Below are 20775 nucleotides of genomic sequence, written 5' to 3' on the forward strand. Positions count from 1 at the left end.
CTGCGGCGCGCGCTCAGCCCAGCGCCTTGACCGTCGGCTCCGGCGTGTCGCGGAACTGCTGGTGGTACAGCTCCGCGTAGTGCCCGCCCTTCGCGAGCAGCTCTTCGTGGTTGCCGCGCTCCACCACGGTGCCGTGCTCCAGCACCAGGATGAGGTCCGCGTGGCGGATGGTGTTGAGCCGGTGCGCGATGACGATGCTCGTGCGGCCGGACAACAGCTGCCCCAACGCCAGCTGGATGAGCGCCTCCGTGCGCGTGTCGATGTTCGCCGTCGCCTCGTCCAGGATGAGCACTCGCGGATTGGCGATGACCGCGCGAGCGAACGCGAGCAACTGCCGCTGCCCCTGACTGAGCGTCGCGCCGCCCTCGCCCAGCACGGTGTCGTAGCCCTGCGGCAGTTGGGTGATGAAGTCGTGCGCGTGCACCGCCTTCGCCGCCGCCTCTACGTCCTCGCGGGTGGCGTCCGCCTTCCCATAGGCGATGTTGTCCGCCACCTTGCCGCTGAAGAGGAACGGCTCCTGGAGCACCATGGCCATCTGCTGGCGCAGACTCGCGCGCGTCACCTGGCGCACGTCGTGCCCGTCCACGCGCACCGTGCCCCCGGTCACGTCGTAGAAGCGCGGCACCAGGCTGGCCACCGTCGTCTTGCCCGCGCCCGTGCGCCCCACCAACGCCAGCGTCTGGCCGGGCTCCAGGTGGAAGGACACGTCGCGCAGCACCGGCCGCGCGGCGTCGTAGCCGAAGGACACGCCCTCGAACACCACCTGGCCCTGGAGCGGCCCCAGCTCCATCGCGCCCGCCACGTCTGGCGGCTCCGTGGTCTCGTCGAGGATGGAGAAGATGCGCTCCGCCCCCGCCAGCGCGGACTGCATCAGCGCGGCCACGGACGCGGCCAGCTGCACCGGCCGGAAGAACTGCTGCACGTAGATGAGGAACGCCGCCACGCCGCCCACCGTGAGCTGCCCGCTCAGCGCCAGCGCGCCGCCGTAGCCAATCACCAGCGCCGTGGACAGCGTGGAGAGCAGGTCGATGGCCGGCGAGAACGCGGACGTGATGCCCACCGCCGCCACGTTCGCGTCGCGGTTTGCCGCGTTCCTGTCACGGAAGCGCTCGATGTTCTTCTCCGTGCGGTTGAAGGCCTGCGCCTGCCGCACGCCTCCAATCTCCTCCTGGAGGTTCGCCGTCACGTCGCCCACCGTCTGCCGCGTCTTGCGGTAGGCATTGCGCGCCCGCGACGCGAAGAACCACGTGGTGAACACGATGGCGGGGATGAGGGAGAAGCACGCCAGCGCCAGGCGCCAGTTGAGCGCGAACATCGCGACGAGCACGCCCACCAGCCCCAGCAGCGACCCCAACAGCTGCGTCAGCCCCTGCGCGAAGAGCTGGTTGAGCGTGTCCACGTCGCTGAGCATCCGGCTCATCAGGTCGCCCAGCGGCCGCCGGTCGAACCACGACAGCGGCAGCTGCTGGAGCCGCGAGAAGAGGCGCAGGCGCAGGTCCGACAGGACGTGCTGCCCCGTGTGGCCCACCCGCCGCGTCTGCGCCTGCTGCGTCAGCAATCCCACGACGTAGACGACGAACAACACCCCCATCGTCCGCAACAACCCCCAGCCGTCCCCCGAGCCGATGTCGTGGTCGATGGCCCGGCTCATCAGGTACGGCCCCAGCGCCTGGCACGCCGCGCCCACCAGGATGAAGACCATCGCCACGGTGAGCGTGCTCGCGTGCGGACGCAGCTCGCCCAGCAGCCGGCGCAGCACCTTCCCGCGGTGCTTCGCGCGGCCCATCTCCAGCTCCGCCATCGCCTCGATGCTTCCAGGCCGCCTCATGCCACCTCCTCCTGACGCGGCGGCTGCAGCTGCGACCCGAGGATGTCGTTGTACAGCTCGCTGGAGGCCTTCAACTCCTCGTGGCGCCCCTTCGCGGCGATACGCCCCTCATCCAGCACCAGGATGAGGTCCGCGTCCCGCACGGTGCTGATGCGCTGGGCGATGACGATGGCCGTCCTGCGCTTGTCCCGCATCAGCGCGTCCAGCGCGCCCTGGATGGCGGTCTCCGTGCGCGCGTCCACCGCGGACGTGCTGTCGTCCAGGATGAGCAGCCGTGGGTCCGTGAGCAGCGCCCGCGCGATGGCCAACCGCTGCCGCTGCCCACCGGAGAGCCCCACGCCGCGCTCGCCCACCACCGTGTCGTAGCCCTGAGGCAATTCGCGGATGAACTCCGCCGCCTGGGCCGCCTCCGCCGCGGCCTCCACCTGGGCCTGCGTCGCCTCCGGGCGCCCGTAGGCGATGTTCTCCCGCACCGTGCCGGAGAACAGCAGCGCGTCCTGGAGCACCACGCCCATCTGCGAGCGCAGGCTCGCGAGCGTCACGTCCCGCACGTCATGTCCGTCCAGCAGCACCGCGCCCCCGGTGACGTCGTAGAAGCGCGGCAGCAGGTTGATGAGTGTGCTCTTGCCGGAGCCGGTGGTGCCCAGCACCGCCACCAGCTGCCCGGGCTCCAACGTCACGCTCACGCCGCGCAGGATTTCGCGGTCGCTGCCCGCGTAGCGGAAGCGCACGTCGCGCAGCTCGATGCGGCCCTGCAATGGAGGCAGTGGCACCGCGCCCGGGCGGTCCGCCACCTCCACCGTCGTGTCGAGCAGCTCGAAGAGGCGCTGCGCGGACGCGCTCGCTCGCGACATGCTGGCCGCGAAGAAGCCCAGCGTCATCAGGGGCATCAGCAGGAAGGTCAGGTAGCTGATGAAGGCCACCAGCTCTCCCAGCGTCAGCTTCTGATGGAGGATGCGCCAGCCTCCCACGCCCACCACCATCAGCGTTCCCATGCTGGCGATGAAGGTGACCAGGGGGAAGTTGCCGGCCAGCGCGTCCACCACCCGCAGGTTCTTCTCCTTCAGCTCCGCGTTGGTCTTCCCGTAGCGCTCCAGCTCCCTCGCCTCGCCGGAGAAGGCGCGCACCACGCGCAGCCCGCGCAGGTCCTCCTGCAGCGTGGTGTTGAGCGAGCCCAGCAGCGCCTGCAGCTGGCCGAACAGCGGACGCATCCGCTGCATGAACCGGCGCAGCACCCACAGGATGGGCGGCACGGTGCTCAGCGCCGCCAGCGCCAGCACCGGATCCAGGTACAGCAGCAGCCCCGCGCAGCCCACCAGCATCGCCGCCGCCGCGGCGAACTGCACCACGCCGCTGCCCACGAAGGTGCGCACCGCCTCCACGTCGCTCGTCAGCCGCGTGAGCAGCTGCCCCGTCTGCGCCTGGTCGTAGTAGCTGAAGGACAGCCGCTGGATGCGCGCGAAGAGCGCGTCGCGCAAATCAAACGCCACGCCCTGCGACGCGCGCTCCGCCAGGTAGCCCTGCAGGAAGTTGAACAGGCCGCGCCCCAGCGCGATGGCGACCAGGCCTCCCACCGCCAGCCACACGGGCCGTATCTCCCCGCGCGCGAGCCCGTGGTCGATGGCGATGCGGATCATCTGCGGCGCGCCCAGGTTCGCCACGGAGACGAGCAGCAGCGACAGCAGCGCGCCCAGCGCCTCCAGGCGATAGCGGCGCAGATAGCCCAATGCCCGCAGGATGGGCGGACGGCCGGATGCGGGTGGCGCGGACGTGCTCACGTGAGACCTGGACCCCTTCCTCCCCGCCCGGGAAGGCGCGCGCATGATGGGCGCCCCCACGCTCCGCTTCAAGCACCACGCATGTCGCGAAACGACGGTTGCGCGCCGCGCCACGGCCCGTTACGTGGGCCGCCTTTCCTCCCGCTTCGTCACGAGGTGAACGTCATGGAGTACCGGCAGCTGGGTGGTTCTGGTTTCAAGGTCCCCGTCCTCAGTCTGGGCACGGGCACATTCGGTGGCGCTGGTGATTTCTTCAAGGGCTTCGGCTCCAGCGACGTGAAGGAGGCCACGCGGCTCGTGGACATCGCGCTGGACGCGGGCGTGAACATGTTCGACTCCGCGGACGGCTACTCCGCCGGGCTCGCGGAGGAGATTCTCGGCAAGGCGCTGGAGGGCCGGCGCGACAAGGCCATCATCTCCACCAAGGCCACCTTCCGCGCGGGCACGGGGCCCAACGACGTGGGCTCCTCGCGCTTCCACCTCACGCGCGCCGTGGAGGCCTCGCTGCGCCGGCTGAAGACGGACTACATCGACCTGTTCCAGCTCCACGCCTTCGACGCGGTGACGCCCGTGGAGGAGGTCCTCAACACGCTGGACGGCTTCGTGCGCGCGGGGAAGATCCGCTACCTCGGCTGCTCCAACTTCTCCGGCTGGCACCTGATGAAGTCGCTGGCCGTGTCGGAGCGCTACAACCTGGCGCGCTACGTGGCCCACCAGGCCTACTACTCGCTCGTGGGCCGCGACTACGAGTGGGAGTTGATGCCGCTCGCGCAGGACCAGAAGGTGGGCGCGGTGGTGTGGAGCCCGCTGGGCTGGGGCCGGCTCACCGGCAAGCTGCGCCGGGGCGCGCCGAAGCCGGAGACCAGCCGCCTCAACAACCCCGCCACCGCGGCCGGCGGCCCGCAGGTGCCGGAGGAGTACCTCTTCAAGGTCGTGGACGCGCTCGACGCCGTGGCCCAGGAGACGGGCAAGACGGTGCCGCAGGTGGCGCTCAACTGGCTGCTCCAGCGGCCCACCGTGTCCAACGTCATCATCGGCGCGCGCACGGAGGAGCAGCTGCGCCAGAACCTGGGCGCCATCGGCTGGAACCTCACGCCCGCCCAGGTGGCCACGCTGGACGCCGCCAGCACCACTCCCTGGCCGTACCCGTACTTCCACCAGCGCCAGTTCCACGAGCGCAACCCGTTCCCCGTGACGTGAGCGGGGTGTGAAGCAGGAGGCGGCCAGGGCCTGGGTCCGGCCGCCTCCGTCCCGAGGGCAGATTCGCTGCCTCCGGGGGCGATGCACCTCACGCACGAGAACGTTTCTCTCCGCGTGGAGGCGCGCCCGCCCATGTCCCTCAAGGAATACAAACCCGGCAGTCCGTTTCCCGGCGTCATCGGCCGCACCTGGGAGCAGTCGTCTCCCGCGTGGCCTTCGCCCCTGCGCTCGAAGCCCGGCGCGCCCAATGTCCTGTTCATCATCCTGGACGACACGGGCTTCGGGCACCTGGGCTGCTACGGCTCGCCCATCCGCACGCCGAACCTGGACCGGCTGGCGCAAGGCGGGCTGCTCTACAACAACATGCACACCACCGCGCTGTGCTCGCCCACGCGCTCGTGCATCCTCACCGGCCGCAACCACCACTCCAACGGGATGGGCACCATCACCGAAACGTCGCTGGGCTACCCCGGCTACAACGGCACCATCCCCTTCGAGAATGGCTTCCTCTCCGAGATGCTGATGGCGGCCGGCTACAACACGTATGCCATTGGCAAGTGGCACCTGACCCCCGCGGAGCAGACGAGCGCCGCCGGGCCGTACTCGCGCTGGCCGCTGGGCCGCGGCTTCGAGCGCTTCTACGGCTTCCTGGGCGGGGACACGCACCAGTACTACCCGGACCTCGTCCACGACAACCACGCCATCCGCCCGCCCGGCACTCCCGAAGAGGGCTACCACCTCACCCCGGACCTGGTGGACCGCGCCGTCGACTGCATCGCGGACACCAAGCAGGTCGCGCCCGACAAGCCCTTCTTCCTCTACTTCGCCACGGGCGCCATGCACGCGCCCCACCACGTCCCCCGCGAGTGGGCGGATGCCTACGCGGGCAAGTTCGACGATGGCTGGGACGCCTACCGCCAGAAGGTGTTCCAGCGGCAGCTGGAGCTGGGCGTGGTTCCCCGGGGCACGCAACTGTCCCGGCATGACCCGGACGTGCAGCAGTGGGACTCTCTGCCCCCGGAGGAGAAGCGCCTCTACGCGCGGATGATGGAGGTGTTCGCGGGCTTCCTGGAGCACACGGACCACCACATTGGCCGGCTGCTGAAGTTCCTGGAGGACACCGGCGAATTGGACAACACGCTCATCATGGTGCTGTCCGACAACGGGGCCAGCGCGGAGGGCGGGCCGCACGGCTCCGTGAACGAGCTGAAGTTCTTCAACAACGCGCCGGAGTCCCTGGCGCAGAACCTGGCGGCGCTGGAGGACCTGGGCGGCCCGAAGCACTTCAACCACTACCCGTGGGGCTGGGCCTGGGCGGGGGACACGCCGTTCCGCCGCTGGAAGCGGGAGACGTACCGCGGCGGCACCACCGACCCGTTCCTCGTCCATTGGCCCCAGGGCATCCAGGCGAAGGGCGAGGTGCGCACGCAGTACGCGCACGCCATCGACATGGTGCCCACGGTGCTGGACTGCCTGGGGCTGGAGCCGCCGGCGGAGATCCGCGGCGTCACCCAGTCACCCATCGAAGGCGTCAGCTTCAAGCACACGTTCAACGACGGGAACGCGCCTGGCCGACACCGCACGCAGTACTTCGAGATGTTCAGCTCGCGCGCCATCTACCACGACGGCTGGCGCGCGGTGTGCCCGTTCCCCGGCCCGTCCTTCAAGGAGGCCGGAGAGGGCTTCGGTGAGTCACTGCTCGACGAGGACCGGCTGCGCGAGCTGGATACGCACGGCTGGGAGCTGTACCACGTGGCGGAAGACTGCTCCGAGACGAAGAACGTGGCGGAGGCGCACCGGGGCAAGCTCATCGAGATGATCGCCCTCTGGTACGCCGAAGCCGGGCGCTACCAGGTGCTGCCGCTCGCGTCGCCCACCCGCGCCGTGTTCGCCATGGAGCGCCCGCAGCTCACGAAGGACCGCACGCGCTACGTGTACCGGCCGCACACGTCGCCCGCGCCGGAGAACGCGGCGGTGCACGTGCTCAACCGGCCCCACACCATCACCGCGGACGCGGAGGTGACGCGGGACACGGAGGGCGTGCTGCTCAGCCACGGCGGCCTCACCGGCGGCTACTCACTCTTCATCCAGGACCACAAGCTGCACTACGCCTACAACTACCTCGGCGAGCAGGAGTTCCACATCGAGTCGGCGGTGGACGTGCCGGAGGGACGCTCGAAGCTGCGGTTCGAGTTCGAGCCCACCGGCAAGCCAGACCTGAAGGTGGGGCGGGGCACTCCCGGACGCGGCCGGCTCTACATCAACGGCGACCTGGTGGCGCAGAGCACCATCGACGCGACCATGCCGGTGGCCATCAGCCTGGGAGAGGGGCTCACCTGCGGCCGGGACGAGAACTCGCCCGTCAGCCAGCGCTACACCGCGCCCTTCGAGTTCACCGGCACGCTCCACGAGGTGACGGTGGACGTCTCCGGGGAGCACATCCGGGATACCGCGGGCGAACAGAAGGCCGCCATGGCGAAGCAGTGAAAAGAAAAAGGCCCGGACGGGAGCGCAGGGCTCCCGTCCGGGCCTGAAAGCTCAGCGGACTACTTGGTCACGCCGACGGCGGTCCAGGCCTCGGCGACCTTCTTCGCCTCGGTGGAGTCCTTGCCGTACAGGTCCGTGGCGGCCTTGATGGTCGCGGCGCGGGCCTGGGAGAAGTTCGTCTGCGGCGTCATGTACGTGGTGAGCGCGCGGCCGAAGACCTTGAGGCTCTTCTCCATGCCGATGCCGTCCTTCACCTCGATGCCGGACGTCTTGTTCTTGCCGCCCTCGGTGAGGAGGAAGAAGGCGTTGTTCGCGATGCCGCTGGAGCCGTGGACCTCCGTCATCTTCGGGAAGTTCTTGTAGTTGTCGATGGAGTAGCCGTCCGCCGTCGGGTCGTTCATGTAGCGGAGGGCGTCCGTGTTGTCGCCGTTCTTGGGCGTCCACGCGTCCTCGCCCACCGCCCAGTCGAACTTCACCGCGCTGTTCTTCTGGCTGGCGAACCACTCCACGCCGGTGCCCATGATGTCGCTGAAGGACTCGTTGAGGCCGCCGGACTCACCCTCGTACTCCAGGCCCGCGGTGCGCTCCGTGAGGCCATGGGTGATTTCGTGGCCGGCGATGTCCAGCGTGGTGAGCGGGCCGGAGTCCTTCCCGTCGCCGTCGCCGTACTGCATCTTCTCGCCGTCCCAGAACGCGTTCACCAGGTTCACGTCGGTGTGGACGTAGGAGACGAGCTTCTCACCCTTGCCGTCGATGGAGTCGCGGCCGAGGATCTCCTTGTAGAAGTCGTAGGTCATCTCCGCGCCGTAGTGCGCGTCCACCGCGGTGGCGGCGCGCGACGGGTCGGTCTTCTCGCCCCAGACGTCGTTGTTGTCGGTGAAGCCCGTGGTGCCGGACGCTTCCTCGCGGTTCTTCGCGTCGTACGTCACGATGCCCTTGCCGCGGGTCTTGTCATCCAGCGAGTACGTGCCGTCCTTGTTCTTCGTGGTCTGGATGTCGACCTTGCCGCTGTACATCGTCTGGTCGTCCGCCACGCGGCCCGTGCCCGGAGTCGTGGGCGTCGTCGGGGGGGTGGGCGTCTGCGCGGGCGTGCCCGAGGTGCCATCGGCGCGCTTGGCGTTGGTCGTGCGGTCCAGGTGGCTCAGCGTGTTGTACTGCTTGAGGGACTCGCCGGTGTTCGCGTCGATGAAGTAGTTCATCGAGCGCGGGTCCTTGCCGCTGGACACCTTCGTGTCGGTGAGCGTCACGTGGTAGGCGGCGTGGTACTGGCCGTCCTTGCCCTTGACGATGACCTTCTCCGCGGTGGGCGCCTTGGACGTCTCGCCGTTGAAGTCCTTCTGCGCCACGGCCAGCGCGTCCTTCGCGGTCAGCTTCGTGGGCGCCTTGCCAATGCCCACCGGGACGTTGGACACGTCGCCCGTCAGGCTGTCGAACTGACCCTTCGCGTCCAGGTGGCCGATGATCTGCTCACCGGCGACCTTCAGGCCCTCGTGCATGCGGTCCATGCGCACGTGCGTCATGCCCAGCTGGTCGCGCTCCACCGAGCGCGGCGAGAACGACGTGCCGCCCGTGATGCCCGTCAGCTGCGGGTTCTTCTGGTTCACGTACGACACCGTCTGCTGCACGGCCTGCTGCGCCTGGGGGCTGGTGAGGTCCACCGGGCCCGGCGTCAGCTTCTGGCCCACGCCGTTCAGCGCCACCGTGGCCTTCGCCTTGGAGGGCGCGCCCGTGCTGAAGCTGGACTGCGAGCTCATGCCCACCGGGCCCTGGGGCTTCACGGTGTTCACCGGCTTCGTGTCGGTGCGGTTCTGGGTGGCGACAACGGGCTTGGAGAGGTCGGTGCGCAGGGCCATGGGGGGCGGGCTTTCAGGGAAGTTGAAGCGGACAAATTGATTCTCGTGTCAGCCGTCCCATTGTTGCGTGTGGGCTGTTGCTTACACGATCATGAGTGGGTCCAAGCTCATGAATTCACAGGTGAAGTTTTCGTCCTACATCCGCCCGGAAGCACATTCCGACCGGTAGGTAAGCAGGTGCGCGGGGTTGTATTTCCGTTCATTTTCACCCTGCCTGTGCACGGCCGTCCACCCACACCCCGTGTCTGGAAGCTTGACCGGCCGCTCCCTTCGTGGGTATTGAAATTGATAGTGATTATCAACTTCAACTTGGCTCGACCCAACAGGAAGGCCGGAGGAACGCACCGTGGCTCGTGAACTGGGACCCCGTGGAAAGATGTGTCGGCGGCTTGGCATCCCCCTGTCGCGCATCACCGCGAAGGACCCTGACAAGGATCCGGTGTTGCGCAGGCCGTATCCGCCGGGTCAGCACGGGGCGACGGCGCGCGTGTCGGTGAGCGACTTCGCGCAGCGGCTGCGGGAGAAGCAGAAGCTGAAGCTGTACTACGGCCTGCTGGAGAAGCAGTGCCGCAGCGCCTTCCTGGAAGCGCGCCGGTCCCCGGGCAACACGGGCAAGGTGTTGATGCAGCTGCTGGAGAGCCGGCTGGACGCGCTGGTGCTGCGCGCGGGGCTGGCCACGAGCATCCGCCAGGCGCGCCAGTTCGTGCGCCACGGCTACTTCCAGGTGAACGGCAAGCGCGCGGACATCCCGAGCATCCGGCTCAAGCCGGGCAACGAGGTGCGCTTCCATGCGGAGCACCTGAAGCTCGCGGCGGTGCAGGACGCCTTCGGACGGATGAAGTCCCGCCAGGTGCCCGCGTACGTGCAGGTCCTGGGGGCAGGGGAGGGCATGCGCTACGTGCGGCTGCCCGAGCGTGAGGAGATCCCCGTGGACGTGAACGAGCCGTTCATCGTCGAGTACTACGCGCAGCGCAGCTGACCGCCTGGCCGCCTTGTGTCCGTTCGCCGTGCCTGCGAGCGGGCAGGGGCGGAATCCGGCGCTCGCGCACCCCATCTTCTTCCTCCAGGGGACGTTCACCCGGGGAAGGAGCGGGAATGCGCGGGGACGGAGGCGAGACGGTGGCGGACGGCTGGGTGGCGCCCCGAGGGCGTGCGGCCCGGGGACTCCTGCCCCGTCACGTCGCGGGCCTCTTCCGTTTCCAGCCGGGCCGGCCCGCGGTGTCGGCGGGGCTGCGCACGGGGCTGGCGCTGGGGGTTCCGCTGCTCATCTCCGCGCTCCTGTCGCAGCCAGCGGTGTCCTGGGCGGGCATGGCCGGGCTCTTCGTCGCGCTGGTGGACAAGGGCGGGCCGTACCGCACGCGCGCTCGGGCCATGGGCGCGATGACGGTGCTGGGCGCGCTGGTGGGGTTCATCATCGCGCTGCCGAGTCCCTTCTGGGTGGACGTGGCGCTGACGTTCTTCTGGGTGACGGCGTGCGGCTTCGCGCGCAGCTTCGGGGACACGCCGGGCATCGTGGGCATGCTGCTGGCGAACCTGTTCGTGGTGTCGTTGGCCCTGCCGCAGCGTGGGCCGGAAGCCGTGCTGTCGCAGGCGGCGTACTTCATCGCGGGCGGCCTGTGGTCCATGTTCCTGGCGCTGGTGTTGTGGCCGCTCAGGCCCTACCGCCCCGCGCGGCTCGCCATCGCGGCCTGTTACGACGAACTGGCGGACCTCGCGGACGCGGTCGCGGGCTGGCCCATGGAGGGGCCCTCGCGGGTGGGGACGTGGGAGGCGGTGCAGCGGGCCGCGCGCATGCGGCAGTCGCTGGAGACGGCGCGCGCGACGTTGGGGGCCACGCGCCAGGGACGGCAGGAGGAGAGCGGCCGGGGCGAGCACCTGCTGGTGCTGCTGGAGGACGCGGACGCGCTGTCGCTCCTGCTCACGGCGATGTCGGAGGCGCTGGACGAAGCGCCACGCCAGGGGGCGTGCCGCACGGCCCGTATCGAGGCGCAGCACGCGCTGGGCGCGTTGGCGGTGGACCTGCGGGGCGTGGTGGGCTCGCTGGTGCGGGGCACGGTGCCGGTGCCGTCGTCGTGGGACGCGGAGCGGGTGACGCGGGTGCTCCATGCGGACGGGGGACTGCCGGAGCCGGCGCGCTCGCAGTACTCGCACGTGGCGGGGCTGCTGGGGCGGCTGCGGGAGTACAGCGCGGTGGCGCTGGATGTGGCGTCCCGGCTGGAGAGTGGCGCGCCGCTGCCGGAGCGGGACACGAAGCCGCTGGGGCTGGAGCCGGGGCGCAGGCGTTCGTGGTGGAAGGTGCTGCGCGACCATCTGACGCCGGAGTCGGTGGTCTTCCGGCACGCGCTGCGGCTGGGGCTCACCGCGACGGTGGCGACGGCGCTGGCGGAGGGGCTGGGGCTCAATCACTGGTACTGGGTGACCATCACGGTGATTGTCGTGTTGCAGCCGTACTCGGGGCTCACCACGGAGAAGGGGCTTCAGCGTGTGGCGGGCACGTTCTTGGGCAGCGTGTTGGCCATGGGGCTGGTGCACGTGCTGCCCGCGCAGTGGCTGATGCTGGCGGCCATCGTGCTGCTGGTCTGCGTGTCGGTGAGCGTGCGGCCGCTGAACTTCACGGTGTACCAGGTGCTGCTGGCGCCGGCGCTGGTGCTGCTCGCGGAGATCCAGACGGGGGACTGGCAGCTCGCGGGGGTGCGCATCCTCAACACGCTGATGGGAGGCGTGCTGGCGCTGGTGGGCATCCGGCTGCTCTGGCCGAGCCCCGAGCACGCGCGCTTCGCCGAGGAGGTGGCCGGCGTGCTGAAGGCGGACCAGCACTACCTGCGCGAGGTGGCGCGGACGCCGGTGTCCACGGAGGTGGCGCTGCGAGAGGCCCGCCGCAAGGTGGGCGTGGCGCTGTTGTCCGCGGAGGCGTCGTTCCAGCGCTTGCTGAGTGAGTGGAAGGGACCGGCGAAGGAGCTGGAGCCGGGGATGGCGTTGATCACCTATGCGCGCCGCTTCACCGCGGCCGTGACGGCGTTGGCGGCGAGCCGCGCGTGGCATCAGGAGTCGGACCTGGGGCCGGTGGTGCGCTACGCGTCGGACGCGCTGGAGGAGCTGTCCGCGGCGTTGGTGGCGCGCCGCGTGCCGTCAACGCTCAAGCGCGAGACTCCGGGCCTGGAGGGCGCGGACGCGCTGGCGCGCACGCAGCTGTCGCGGCTGGTGCGTCAGCTGGGTGTGCTCCACCATGCGGTGGAGCGAATGCCGCCCGCGCTGCGTGCCTCGGAGGACGGCGCTACTCCCGTCCCCGCGTGACCCGTGGCATGCAGCGGAGACCACCGCCAGCGCGTGTTTCGCCACGTGGTGGCGCACTTGTCGCCGCGCTGCGTGCTTCGGAGGATGGCGCCACGCCTGTCCTCGCGTGACCCGTGGCATGCGCGGCGGCAGGGACTCGCGCATCCGCCCCGGACGCGGCTTGCGCGGGGGCACATGCGCGTGCCCTCCGCGCACTTCCAGGATGGCGCTACGCCCGTTCCAGCTTGACCATCAGCCGGCGCAGGTCCTCGTTCACGCGCACGAAGTTGGAGTTGCCCTTCTCGTCCTCCAGCTGCTTCTTCAGCGCGGGCAGGGACGCCTCACGCAGCTTCTTCGCCGCGCCGGGCGCGTCCGCCAGCCAGTCCACCGCCTGGATGACCGTGGCGCGCGCCTCGGTATCGCGCTCGGTGAGCCGGGACGCCAGCGTCGGACCCTGGTCCGCCGCCCCGGAGCGCCCCACCTCCAGCGCCGCGCGCTGCAACAGCACCGCGTCCGCCTTGGGCAGCCGCTGCGACCAGCAGCCCGCGTTGCCGCTGCACGCCTGCGCCGCCTCCAGCACCGCCCCATATCCCTGGACCTGATCCGCGCGCTTCTTGCCCAGCGCCGCGGCATCCTGGCACCCGTCCTCGCCCGTCTCCTGGCAGTCCGCCGCCGTGCGCGCGGGCTCCGCCGCCGCCAGCTTCGCGAGCATCGGCTGCTCCCGCGCATCCCCCAGGAGCGCGATGCCCTTCATGGCGATCTCCCGCGAGTACCAGTCCCCGGTGCCCGCCGCCTTCTCCAGCGCGGGGAGCGCGTCCCGGCTGCCCAGCAGCGCCAGCGCCCGCACGTACGCATCCCGCACCGTCGGGTCCGGCTCACCCACGAGCCCCGCGAGCGGCTTCACCGCCTCCTGCGCCCGCATCCTCCCGAGCGCGTCCGCCGCCTGCATCCGCACCAGCGCTTGAATCTGGGGATCCGAGTGCGTGAACGACAGCTGCTTCAACAGCGTGGGCACCGCGCGCTTCTCCCGGAGGTCGCCCAGCACCTGCGCGGCCTTCATCGGGTAGCTGGCGGGGTTCACCCCCTGCGCCTTCGCCCACGTGAGCAGCTCCGCGTCCTTGCCCTCCAGCACCGGAAGCAGCGCGTCCGCCGCGGGCGCGCCCAGCTGGAACAGCGCGAAGCTGCTCTCCACGTAGAACGACATGCCCCGGCGCTCCTTCGTCAGCGTGCGCATCAGCGCCGGCACCGCGCGCGGATCCCCAATCTGCCCCAGCGCCTCGATGGCCTTCTTGTTGAGGAACGGCTCCGCGGACTCGTCCGTCGCCAGCTGGATGAGCGGCTCCACCGCCGGCTTCGCCTTCAGCGCGCCCAGCACCTGGATGGCCTCGATGCGCGTGTAGTTGTCCTTGCTGCGCAAGAGCGGCACCAGCGACGGCACCGCGCGCTCATCCCCAATCCGCCCCAGCGCGCCCACCACCGCCTTGTTCACCTGCTGCGCCGGCACATCCGAAGCCCCGGGGTCCAGCGCCGCCGTCAGCGGCTCCAGCGACGTCGGGTGATGCAAGTCCCCCAGCGTCCGGGCCACCGCCGCCTTCACCTCCGGCCGGCGCTCCGAGGACAGCCGCCCGTGCAGGAAGGGCAGGAACTGTTCATTGACGTTGCCCGACGTGCGCAGCGACTCAATCACTCGCACCTTGTCGTCGGGGCGTTTGGCCCCCTCCAGACTGGACTGCCAGTACTCCGGCGTCTTGGGGTCCTCCTTCTTGCAACCCCCCAGGGCAAGGCAGGAAACGGCCAGGGACAGGGCGACGAATGAGCGGGACATGGGGCTCCTTTACGTCCGAACGTCTGGGCTTCCGTCGGGTGTAGACCTGTCCTGACGAAGGACGCAAACCTCCCCCACCTCCTGGGGTACGCTGGTCAACGACATGCCCCATGCCGAAGACAGTCGTAACGCGTCGCGTCCGACCATCATCCGCCGGACGTACCTGCTCGACCGAGAATTCCAGCTCAAATACATCTTGCTGCTCACCGGCATGGGCGCCGGGAGCATGTTGCTGTTCGGCGTGCTCGCGCAGCAGGTGCACCGCATGTCCGCCGAAGGGGGCCTGTCCAGCGTGGAGACGCTCTGGTGGCTCACCGGCGTGGCCACCGTGGGCCTGGGCATCGCGCTCGGGTTGTTCGGGTTGCTCTTCACGCACCGTGTGGCGGGCCCCGTCCATGTCATGAGCCTCTACGTCGCGGCGCTCGCGGCGGGCCGCTACCCGCGCCTGCGTCCCCTGCGGCGCAAGGACGAGCTGCGCGCCTTCTTCGCGCGCTTCAGCGAAGCGGTGGACCGCATCCGTCAGCGCGAGGCTGACGAAGCATTCGCGCTGGAGAAGGCGCTGGATGCGCTCAAGGACGTGGCCACCACCCCGGAAACGCGCGAGGCCCTGTCCACGCTGGAAGCGCTTCGCGCGCGCAAGCGCCAGGCGGTGGACACGTCCGCGCCGGCCGCCGCCTTCAAGTCCGTGGCCTGACCCCATCCCTTTTCCACACGAGATTTCCCTCACATGAGCAGCCGACCCCGCATCGTCTTCATGGGCACGCCCGAGTTCGCCGTGGCCTCGCTGGAGGCCTGCTTCGACGTGGGCGACGTCGTGGCCGTCGTCACCCAGCCGGACAAGCCCAAGGGCCGGGGCAACGCCGTCACCGCGCCGCCCGTAAAGGAGCGCGCGCTGGAGAAGGGCATCCCCGTGCTCCAGCCGCAGAAGCTGCGCACGCCGCCGTTCTCCGAGGAGCTGCGCCAGTACGCCCCCGACGTCTGCGTGGTGACGGCGTACGGAAAGATTCTCCCCAAGGACCTGCTGGCGCTTCCGGTGAAGGGCTGCGTGAACGTGCACGCGTCGCTGCTGCCTCGCTTCCGGGGCGCCGCGCCCATCCAGTGGGCCATCGAGCACGGCGACAGCGAGACGGGCGTGTCGCTGATGGTGATGGACGAGGGCCTGGACACCGGCCCCGTGCTGGCGATGAAGCGGCTGCCCATCGCGCCGGACGAGACGAGCGCCACGCTGCACGCGAAGCTGTCCGCGCTGGGCGGCGACATCCTGCGCGAGTCCCTGCCGCGCTACCTCCGCGGCGAGCTGACGCCCCAGCCCCAGCCCTCCGAGGGCATGGTGCTGGCGCCCATCATCGACAAGGAGAACGGCAAGCTGGACTTCGCGAAGTCCGCAGTGGAGCTGGACCGCCGCCTGCGGGCCTTCACTCCGTGGCCCGGTGCGTACACGCTGCTGGGTGGCAAGGTCTTCAAGGTGCACCGGATGCGGCCCGCGGAAGGGAAGGGTGCACCCGGCACCGTGCTGTCAGCGGGGCCAGAGGGCATCGAGGTTGCTTGCGGCGAGGGCTCGCTCGTCCTCCTGGAGGTCCAGCCAGAGGGCAAGCGGGTGATGCGCGCGGCGGACTTCCTCTCCGGCAACAGATTGCAGCCGGGCAGTCAGCCGTTCACGTCTTGAGCGCGCCGCCGAGCGCCATGTGGAATTCTCGCGTCATGGAGTCGCACGGATGGGCATGAAGCTGCTGGTGTTGCACGGACCGAACCTCAACCTCCTGGGCGAGCGTGAGGACGTCGTGGGGGGCCGCCTGACGGACCTCGACGCGGCCCTGCGCGCGAAGGCGAAGGAGCTGGGACTGACGCTGACCATCGTCCAGTCCAATCACGAGGGCGTCCTCATCGACACGATCCACGCCGAGCGCAAGAACGTGGAGGGCATCCTCATCAACCCGGCGGGCTACTTCACGTCCTACGCGCTGAAAGAGGCGCTGGAGGCGGTGGGGCTGCCCGCCATCGAGGTGCTGCTCAAGCCGCCCGCCCGCGAGTCCGTGGTGGCGGAAGCGTGCGCCATGCAGGTGCTGGGGCTGCACGGCTTCGACCCGTACATCCAGGCGCTGGAGACCTTCGCGAGCGGCATCTTCCACCCGGCCATCCCCGGGCCGGTGAAGTCGCTGGGCCGCCGCAAGAAGGGCGTCGGGCCCGAGGACGAAGACTCGCGTCCGAAGCCCAAGCTGGTGGGCCGCGTGCACCCGCTCAAGAAGGACGACGCGCCGGAGCCCACGCCATTGGTCACCACGCCCGCGCGGTCGCTGCGGCGCACGGCGGAGGCCGGGGGGCCGCTGAAGACGCTGGGCCGCAAGTCCGTGCCCACGGTCGTGCAGACGGACGGCAAGCCGGGAAAGACGCTGGGCCGCGCGGCGAGGGGTGGATCCACGCCCGCGTCGGACCTGCTCACCCGGGCGCTCGTGCGCCAGAAGATCGCGGACCGGCTGGCCGGACGGCTCAGTGAAGCGGAGCTGGCCACCTGGGCCCGCGCGAAGTATCAGCAGGTCCAGCGTGGTGAACCGGCGGAGAGCGGCCACCGCGAGCTGCTGGAGGACAGCCTCCAGAGCCTCACTTTGTCCCATCTGCCCGCGACGCGGATGTCGGACGAGCAACTGGTGGACCTGATGACCCGGCTGGAAGAAGGATGAGCGCCCGTATCCTCGCCATCAACATCCTCGCGCGCGTGCGCGCGACGGATGCCTACCTCAACGTGGTGCTGGACACGGTCCTGTCGGAGACGCCTCCGAAGGACCCCCGCGACGCGGCGCTCGTCACCGAATTGACCTACGGCACGACCCGGCGGCAGCTCGCGCTGGACTACGCCATCACCCGCTTCGCGGACCGCAAGCTGGACGCGCTGGAGGACAAGGTCCTGGCCGCCCTGCGCGTGGGCGCCTACCAGCTCTTCCACACCCGCGTGCCCGCGCGCGCCGCCGTGGCGGAGACGGTCCAAGCCCTCAAGGACGTGGGGCTCGGGCGCGCGGCGGGCTTCACCAACGCCATCCTGCGCAAGCTGTCAGAGCTGCCCTCGCCGCCGCTGCCCTCCCAGAAGGACCCGGTGGAGTACCTGTCCGTGCGCGAGAGCCACCCGCGCTGGCTGGTGGAGCGGTGGATCCGCCAGTTCGGCCGCGAGCGCGCGGAGGCGATGCTCGTCGCCAACAACCTGCCGCCCGCCGTCGTCATCCGCGCCAACACCTCCAAGGTGACGCGCGACGCGCTGCTCGCGCAGCTGAAGGACGTGGGCGTGGAGGCGCGCGCCACGGAGGCCTCGCCCGTGGGCATCATCCTGCCGCCCGTGGGCCGCGTGGAGGACGTGTACGGCTACTCGGAAGGGCTGTGGCAGGTGCAGGACGAGGCCGCGCAGCTGGTGGGCGTCTATGGCGCCATCCCGGAGACGGCGCGCGTGCTGGACGCGTGCGCGGCGCCGGGCGGCAAGGCCTGCCACCAGGCGGAGACGCACGACGTCGTCGCGGTGGACCTGCACGCCAACAAGCTGCGGAAGATTGAATCGGAGGCCCACCGCCTGGGACTGTCCGGGCGCCTGAAGGCCTACGCGCACGACGCGTCCGAGCCGTTCCCCGAAAGCTGGGGCGAGTTCCACGCGCTGGTGGTGGACGCGCCGTGCACCGGGCTGGGCACGCTGCGCCGGCACCCGGAGCTGCGCTACCGCCGCAAGGAGGAGGACGTGGCCCGGCTGGCGACGCTCCAGCGGCGCATCCTGGAGAACTGCCAGGAAGCGGTGCCGGCGGGCGGCCTGCTCGTCTATGCCGTCTGCACGCCGGAGCCGCAGGAGGGGCAGGACCAGGTGGACATGTTCCTGCGCAGCCACCCGGAGTGGACGGCCGAGCCGCCCGTGCTGCCCGGCCTCAAGCTGCCGCTCGCCCAGGCCTGGCTGCGCACGCTGCCCGGGCCGGAAGGCTACGACGGCTTCTTCGCGGCCCGGCTGCGCAAGCTCTACTGAGGCTTCAGTCGTCCTGCGGAAGCAGGGAGGCCTGCTTGAAGGCTTCCAGCACCGCCGCGGACGCGCGGTCCAGGTACTTGCCCTTGCGGATGAGCAGGCCAATGGGGCGCGACACCGGCCCCTCCGCGAAGGGCTTCGCCACCAGCGAGCTGTTCTTGATTTCGGCGTGGGCCGTGGCGAGCGGGAGGATGGCCACGCCCAGGCCCATCTCCACCGCGCGCTTGATGGTCTCCACGTTGTCCATCTCCATCACCGGATTGATGTCGATGTTCTTCTCGCGGAACAGGCGGTCCAATGCCTTGCGCGTGGGGGCTTCCCGGTCGAAGGCGATGAAAGGCACGCCTGACAGCGCGGTGACGCTCACCTTCGTCTTGCTGGCGAACGGGTGGGTGGGCGCGCAGACCACCGCCAGCTTGTCGTCGCGGAACGGCAGGATGTCCACGCCCGCGCGCGGCTGCGGATAGGCCACGATGCCAATCTCCGCGGCGCCCAGAATCACGTCGTCGTAGACCTGATCATTGCGCCGGTAGTTCAGGCGCATGTTGACCTTGGGGTGCGTCTTCAAGAGCTGCTTCTGCACCACGTTCAGCTCGTGCAGACCCACCGAGTAGATGGTGGACACGGTGGTCGCGCCCTGGACCTCCGTGGCCTGCTCGCGGATCTCCTGCTCCACCTCCGCGAAGCGCGCCAATATCTCCTTGCAGCCCCGGAACAGGCGCTCGCCCGCGGGCGTGGGCGTCACCTGCCGCGCGCTGCGAGAGAGCAGCTTCTGCTCGTAGCGGTTCTCCAGCGCGCGAATCTGCTGACTCACCGCCGACTGGGTCACGTGATTGAGCTGCGCCGCGCGCGAGAACGAACCTGTCTCGACCACGTCACAGAACATCTTCAACGATTCGAGCTGCATGGGCCGTCTCCTACCCTCAAACCTAATGGCCGGGCCAGTAGTAATTAGTTGACCTACCCCGCGCGCGAAAATGACCTACAGGCACAATGTGCCTGGCTGCTTGCGCGGCGCGGCGAAATCTCGGGCTCTCAAACGCTGGAGTCATGGCCGTCCTCGGGCGGACGCGGGCGGGTCAGCGCGAAGAGGGCGGCGCCCAGGGCGACGAGCGCTCCGCCGGAGAGTGTCTGCACGCGGCCCAGGTCCCGGTCGGTCTCGTGGAGGAGCTGGCACTCCTGCGGGGACAGGTGGGCGCAGTCGGCGGGGGCGAAGACGGCCCTCACGCCCAGCCCGAGCAGCCCCACGCCGCCCAGCATGAGGCCGACGATGCCCCCGAACGCCGCTGCGCGCAGGACGGAGGCACCCCGGGGCGAGGGCAGGGAGGTCATGGACCGGGAGGCGTAGCACCGTCCCGGGCCGGAAGGGACAGGGGCGGGTGTCCCGGGCGTATGCTTCCGGACCATGCGAATCCTGTATGGGGTCGTCGGCGAAGGGATGGGCCACGCCACGCGCTCGCGCGTGTTGCTGGAGGCGCTGACGAAGGAGCACGAGGTCCACATCGTGGTGTCCGGGCGGGCGCAGAACTACCTGGCCCAGCGCTTCCAGAACGTGCACGGCATCTGGGGCCTGACCATCGCCTACGAAGGCAACTCGGTGAAGAAGTGGCAGACGGTGCTGCAGAACCTGAAGGGCGCCGTGACGGGCTGGCCGCAGAACGTGCGCCAGTACTTCGACCTGGTGGAGGGCTTCAAGCCGGACGTGGTGGTGAGCGACTTCGAGACGTTCAGCTACCTGTTCGCGAAGAACCACCGGTTGCCCGTCATCAGCGTGGACAACATGCAGATCATCAACCGCTGCCAGCACGACCCGGCGCTGCTCGCGGGCCACGAGGAGAGCTTCGAGGCCACGCGCGCCATCGTGAAGGCGAAGCTGCCCGGGGCCTTCCACTACCTGGCCACGACGTTCTTCTACCCGCCGGTGCGCAAGCGCCGCACCACGCTGGCCCCGTCCATCCTCCGGCCCGAAATCCTGGCGGCGAAGCCGGAGGCCGGGGAGCACCTGCTCGTGTACCAGACGTCGACGACGAACACGCAGCTGCCCGAAATCCTCAAGCAGTCCGGCGTGCCGTGCCGCGTGTATGGCCTGCGCCGCGACCTCAAGGAGGACGTGGTGGAGGGCAACCTCACCTACCGGCCCTTCAGCGAGGCGGGCTTCATCGACGACCTGCGCACCGCGCGCGCGGTGGTGGCGGGCGGCGGCTATACGCTGATGAGCGAGGCCGTGTACCTGCACAAGCCGCTGCTCAGCATCCCCGTGGGTGGCCAGTTCGAACAGGTGCTCAATGCCCTCTATCTGGAGCGGCTGGGGTACGGGATGTATGTGAAGGAATTGAGCCTGGACGCGCTGAAGACGTTCCTCTCACGCGTGCCCGCCTGCGCGGAGTCCCTCAAGGGCTACGAGCAGGACGGGAACGTGAAGATTCTCGCCGCGCTGAATGATCAGCTGGCGCAGGCCTACGAGCACCGCGGCCACTGGCGCATGGAGCTGGCGGAGATGGACGGCAAGGCTTAGGCCCCGTGCATCCAGAGGTGTCCCTTCG

15 protein-coding genes are annotated in these 20775 nt (G+C 69.7%); 9 read left to right on the plus strand and 6 right to left on the minus strand.

All coding sequences use genetic code 11. The features are described from left to right. Window positions 1-13 precede the first annotated feature (13 nt). Window positions 14-1828, minus strand: coding sequence for an ABC transporter ATP-binding protein (locus tag GTZ93_RS05930; protein ID WP_139915409.1), 1815 nt, complete (start codon window positions 1826-1828; stop codon window positions 14-16). Continuing rightward, on the minus strand, window positions 1825-3606 hold the full coding sequence (locus GTZ93_RS05935; protein ID WP_139915408.1) for an ABC transporter ATP-binding protein: 1782 nt from the start codon (window positions 3604-3606) through the stop codon (window positions 1825-1827). The genes GTZ93_RS05930 and GTZ93_RS05935 overlap by 4 nt, the downstream gene beginning before the upstream one ends. A gap of 165 nt (window positions 3607-3771) precedes the next feature. On the opposite strand from GTZ93_RS05935, the gene GTZ93_RS05940 reads away from it, so the two are divergent. Together GTZ93_RS05940 and GTZ93_RS05945 are read left to right on the plus strand one after the other, a co-directional pair. Beyond that, complete coding sequence (locus GTZ93_RS05940; protein WP_120577747.1) at window positions 3772-4806, plus strand: aldo/keto reductase; 1035 nt, start codon at window positions 3772-3774, stop codon at window positions 4804-4806. Between the two features lie 132 nt (window positions 4807-4938). Next, window positions 4939-7293, plus strand: a complete 2355-nt coding sequence (locus GTZ93_RS05945) for an arylsulfatase (RefSeq protein WP_139915407.1) — start codon at window positions 4939-4941, stop codon at window positions 7291-7293. 59 nt (window positions 7294-7352) lie between these two features. Here the strand turns inward: GTZ93_RS05945 and GTZ93_RS05950 are convergent, their stop codons facing one another. Then, window positions 7353-9146 carry a M4 family metallopeptidase gene (locus GTZ93_RS05950; RefSeq protein WP_139915406.1) on the minus strand — a complete coding sequence of 598 codons (1794 nt, stop codon included), beginning with the start codon at window positions 9144-9146 and terminating at the stop codon, window positions 7353-7355. A gap of 346 nt (window positions 9147-9492) precedes the next feature. Between GTZ93_RS05950 and rpsD the strand changes: the two genes are divergently transcribed. Continuing rightward, window positions 9493-10125, plus strand: coding sequence for a 30S ribosomal protein S4 (rpsD, locus tag GTZ93_RS05955; protein ID WP_121779379.1), 633 nt, complete (start codon window positions 9493-9495; stop codon window positions 10123-10125). Window positions 10126-10241: 116 nt separating this feature from the next. Further along, window positions 10242-12440, plus strand: coding sequence for an FUSC family protein (locus GTZ93_RS05960; RefSeq protein WP_139915405.1), 2199 nt, complete (start codon window positions 10242-10244; stop codon window positions 12438-12440). A gap of 208 nt (window positions 12441-12648) precedes the next feature. Here GTZ93_RS05960 and GTZ93_RS05965 read toward each other — a convergent pair whose 3' ends face one another. Then, window positions 12649-14244, minus strand: coding sequence for a HEAT repeat domain-containing protein (locus GTZ93_RS05965; RefSeq protein WP_120577751.1), 1596 nt, complete (start codon window positions 14242-14244; stop codon window positions 12649-12651). 103 nt (window positions 14245-14347) lie between these two features. Here GTZ93_RS05965 and GTZ93_RS05970 point away from each other — a divergent pair, with 103 nt between their 5' ends. Genes GTZ93_RS05970 through rsmB form a run of 4 tightly spaced genes read left to right on the plus strand, consistent with a single transcriptional unit; the run spans window position 14348 to window position 18235 of the window. Beyond that, complete coding sequence (locus GTZ93_RS05970; protein WP_126932790.1) at window positions 14348-14938, plus strand: signal protein; 591 nt, start codon at window positions 14348-14350, stop codon at window positions 14936-14938. A gap of 33 nt (window positions 14939-14971) precedes the next feature. Then, the gene (gene fmt, locus GTZ93_RS05975; RefSeq protein WP_139915404.1) at window positions 14972-15910 is read left to right on the plus strand and encodes a methionyl-tRNA formyltransferase; all 939 of its coding nucleotides are present in this window, start codon (window positions 14972-14974) and stop codon (window positions 15908-15910) included. Between the two features lie 49 nt (window positions 15911-15959). Beyond that, a complete protein-coding gene (locus tag GTZ93_RS05980) occupies window positions 15960-16922 on the plus strand; it encodes a type II 3-dehydroquinate dehydratase (protein WP_180945994.1) in 963 nt (320 codons plus the stop codon). Continuing rightward, entirely contained in the window at window positions 16919-18235 is a 1317-nt protein-coding gene (gene rsmB, locus GTZ93_RS05985) for a 16S rRNA (cytosine(967)-C(5))-methyltransferase RsmB (RefSeq protein ID WP_139915403.1), read from the plus strand. The genes GTZ93_RS05980 and rsmB overlap by 4 nt, the downstream gene beginning before the upstream one ends. Before the next feature lie 4 nt (window positions 18236-18239). Here rsmB and GTZ93_RS05990 read toward each other — a convergent pair whose 3' ends face one another. Next, on the minus strand, window positions 18240-19139 hold the full coding sequence (locus GTZ93_RS05990) for a LysR family transcriptional regulator (RefSeq protein ID WP_139915402.1): 900 nt from the start codon (window positions 19137-19139) through the stop codon (window positions 18240-18242). A 128-nt stretch (window positions 19140-19267) separates the two neighbouring features. Beyond that, window positions 19268-19564, minus strand: a complete 297-nt coding sequence (locus GTZ93_RS05995; protein WP_121754057.1) for a hypothetical protein — start codon at window positions 19562-19564, stop codon at window positions 19268-19270. Window positions 19565-19637: 73 nt separating this feature from the next. Between GTZ93_RS05995 and GTZ93_RS06000 the strand changes: the two genes are divergently transcribed. Further along, window positions 19638-20747 (plus strand): MJ1255/VC2487 family glycosyltransferase, encoded by a 1110-nt coding sequence (locus GTZ93_RS06000; RefSeq protein WP_120577757.1) that lies wholly within the window; start codon window positions 19638-19640, stop codon window positions 20745-20747. Window positions 20748-20775: the final 28 nt, after the last annotated feature.

The sequence above is a fragment of the Corallococcus exiguus genome (assembly GCF_009909105.1).
GTDB lineage: Bacteria > Myxococcota > Myxococcia > Myxococcales > Myxococcaceae > Corallococcus > Corallococcus exiguus.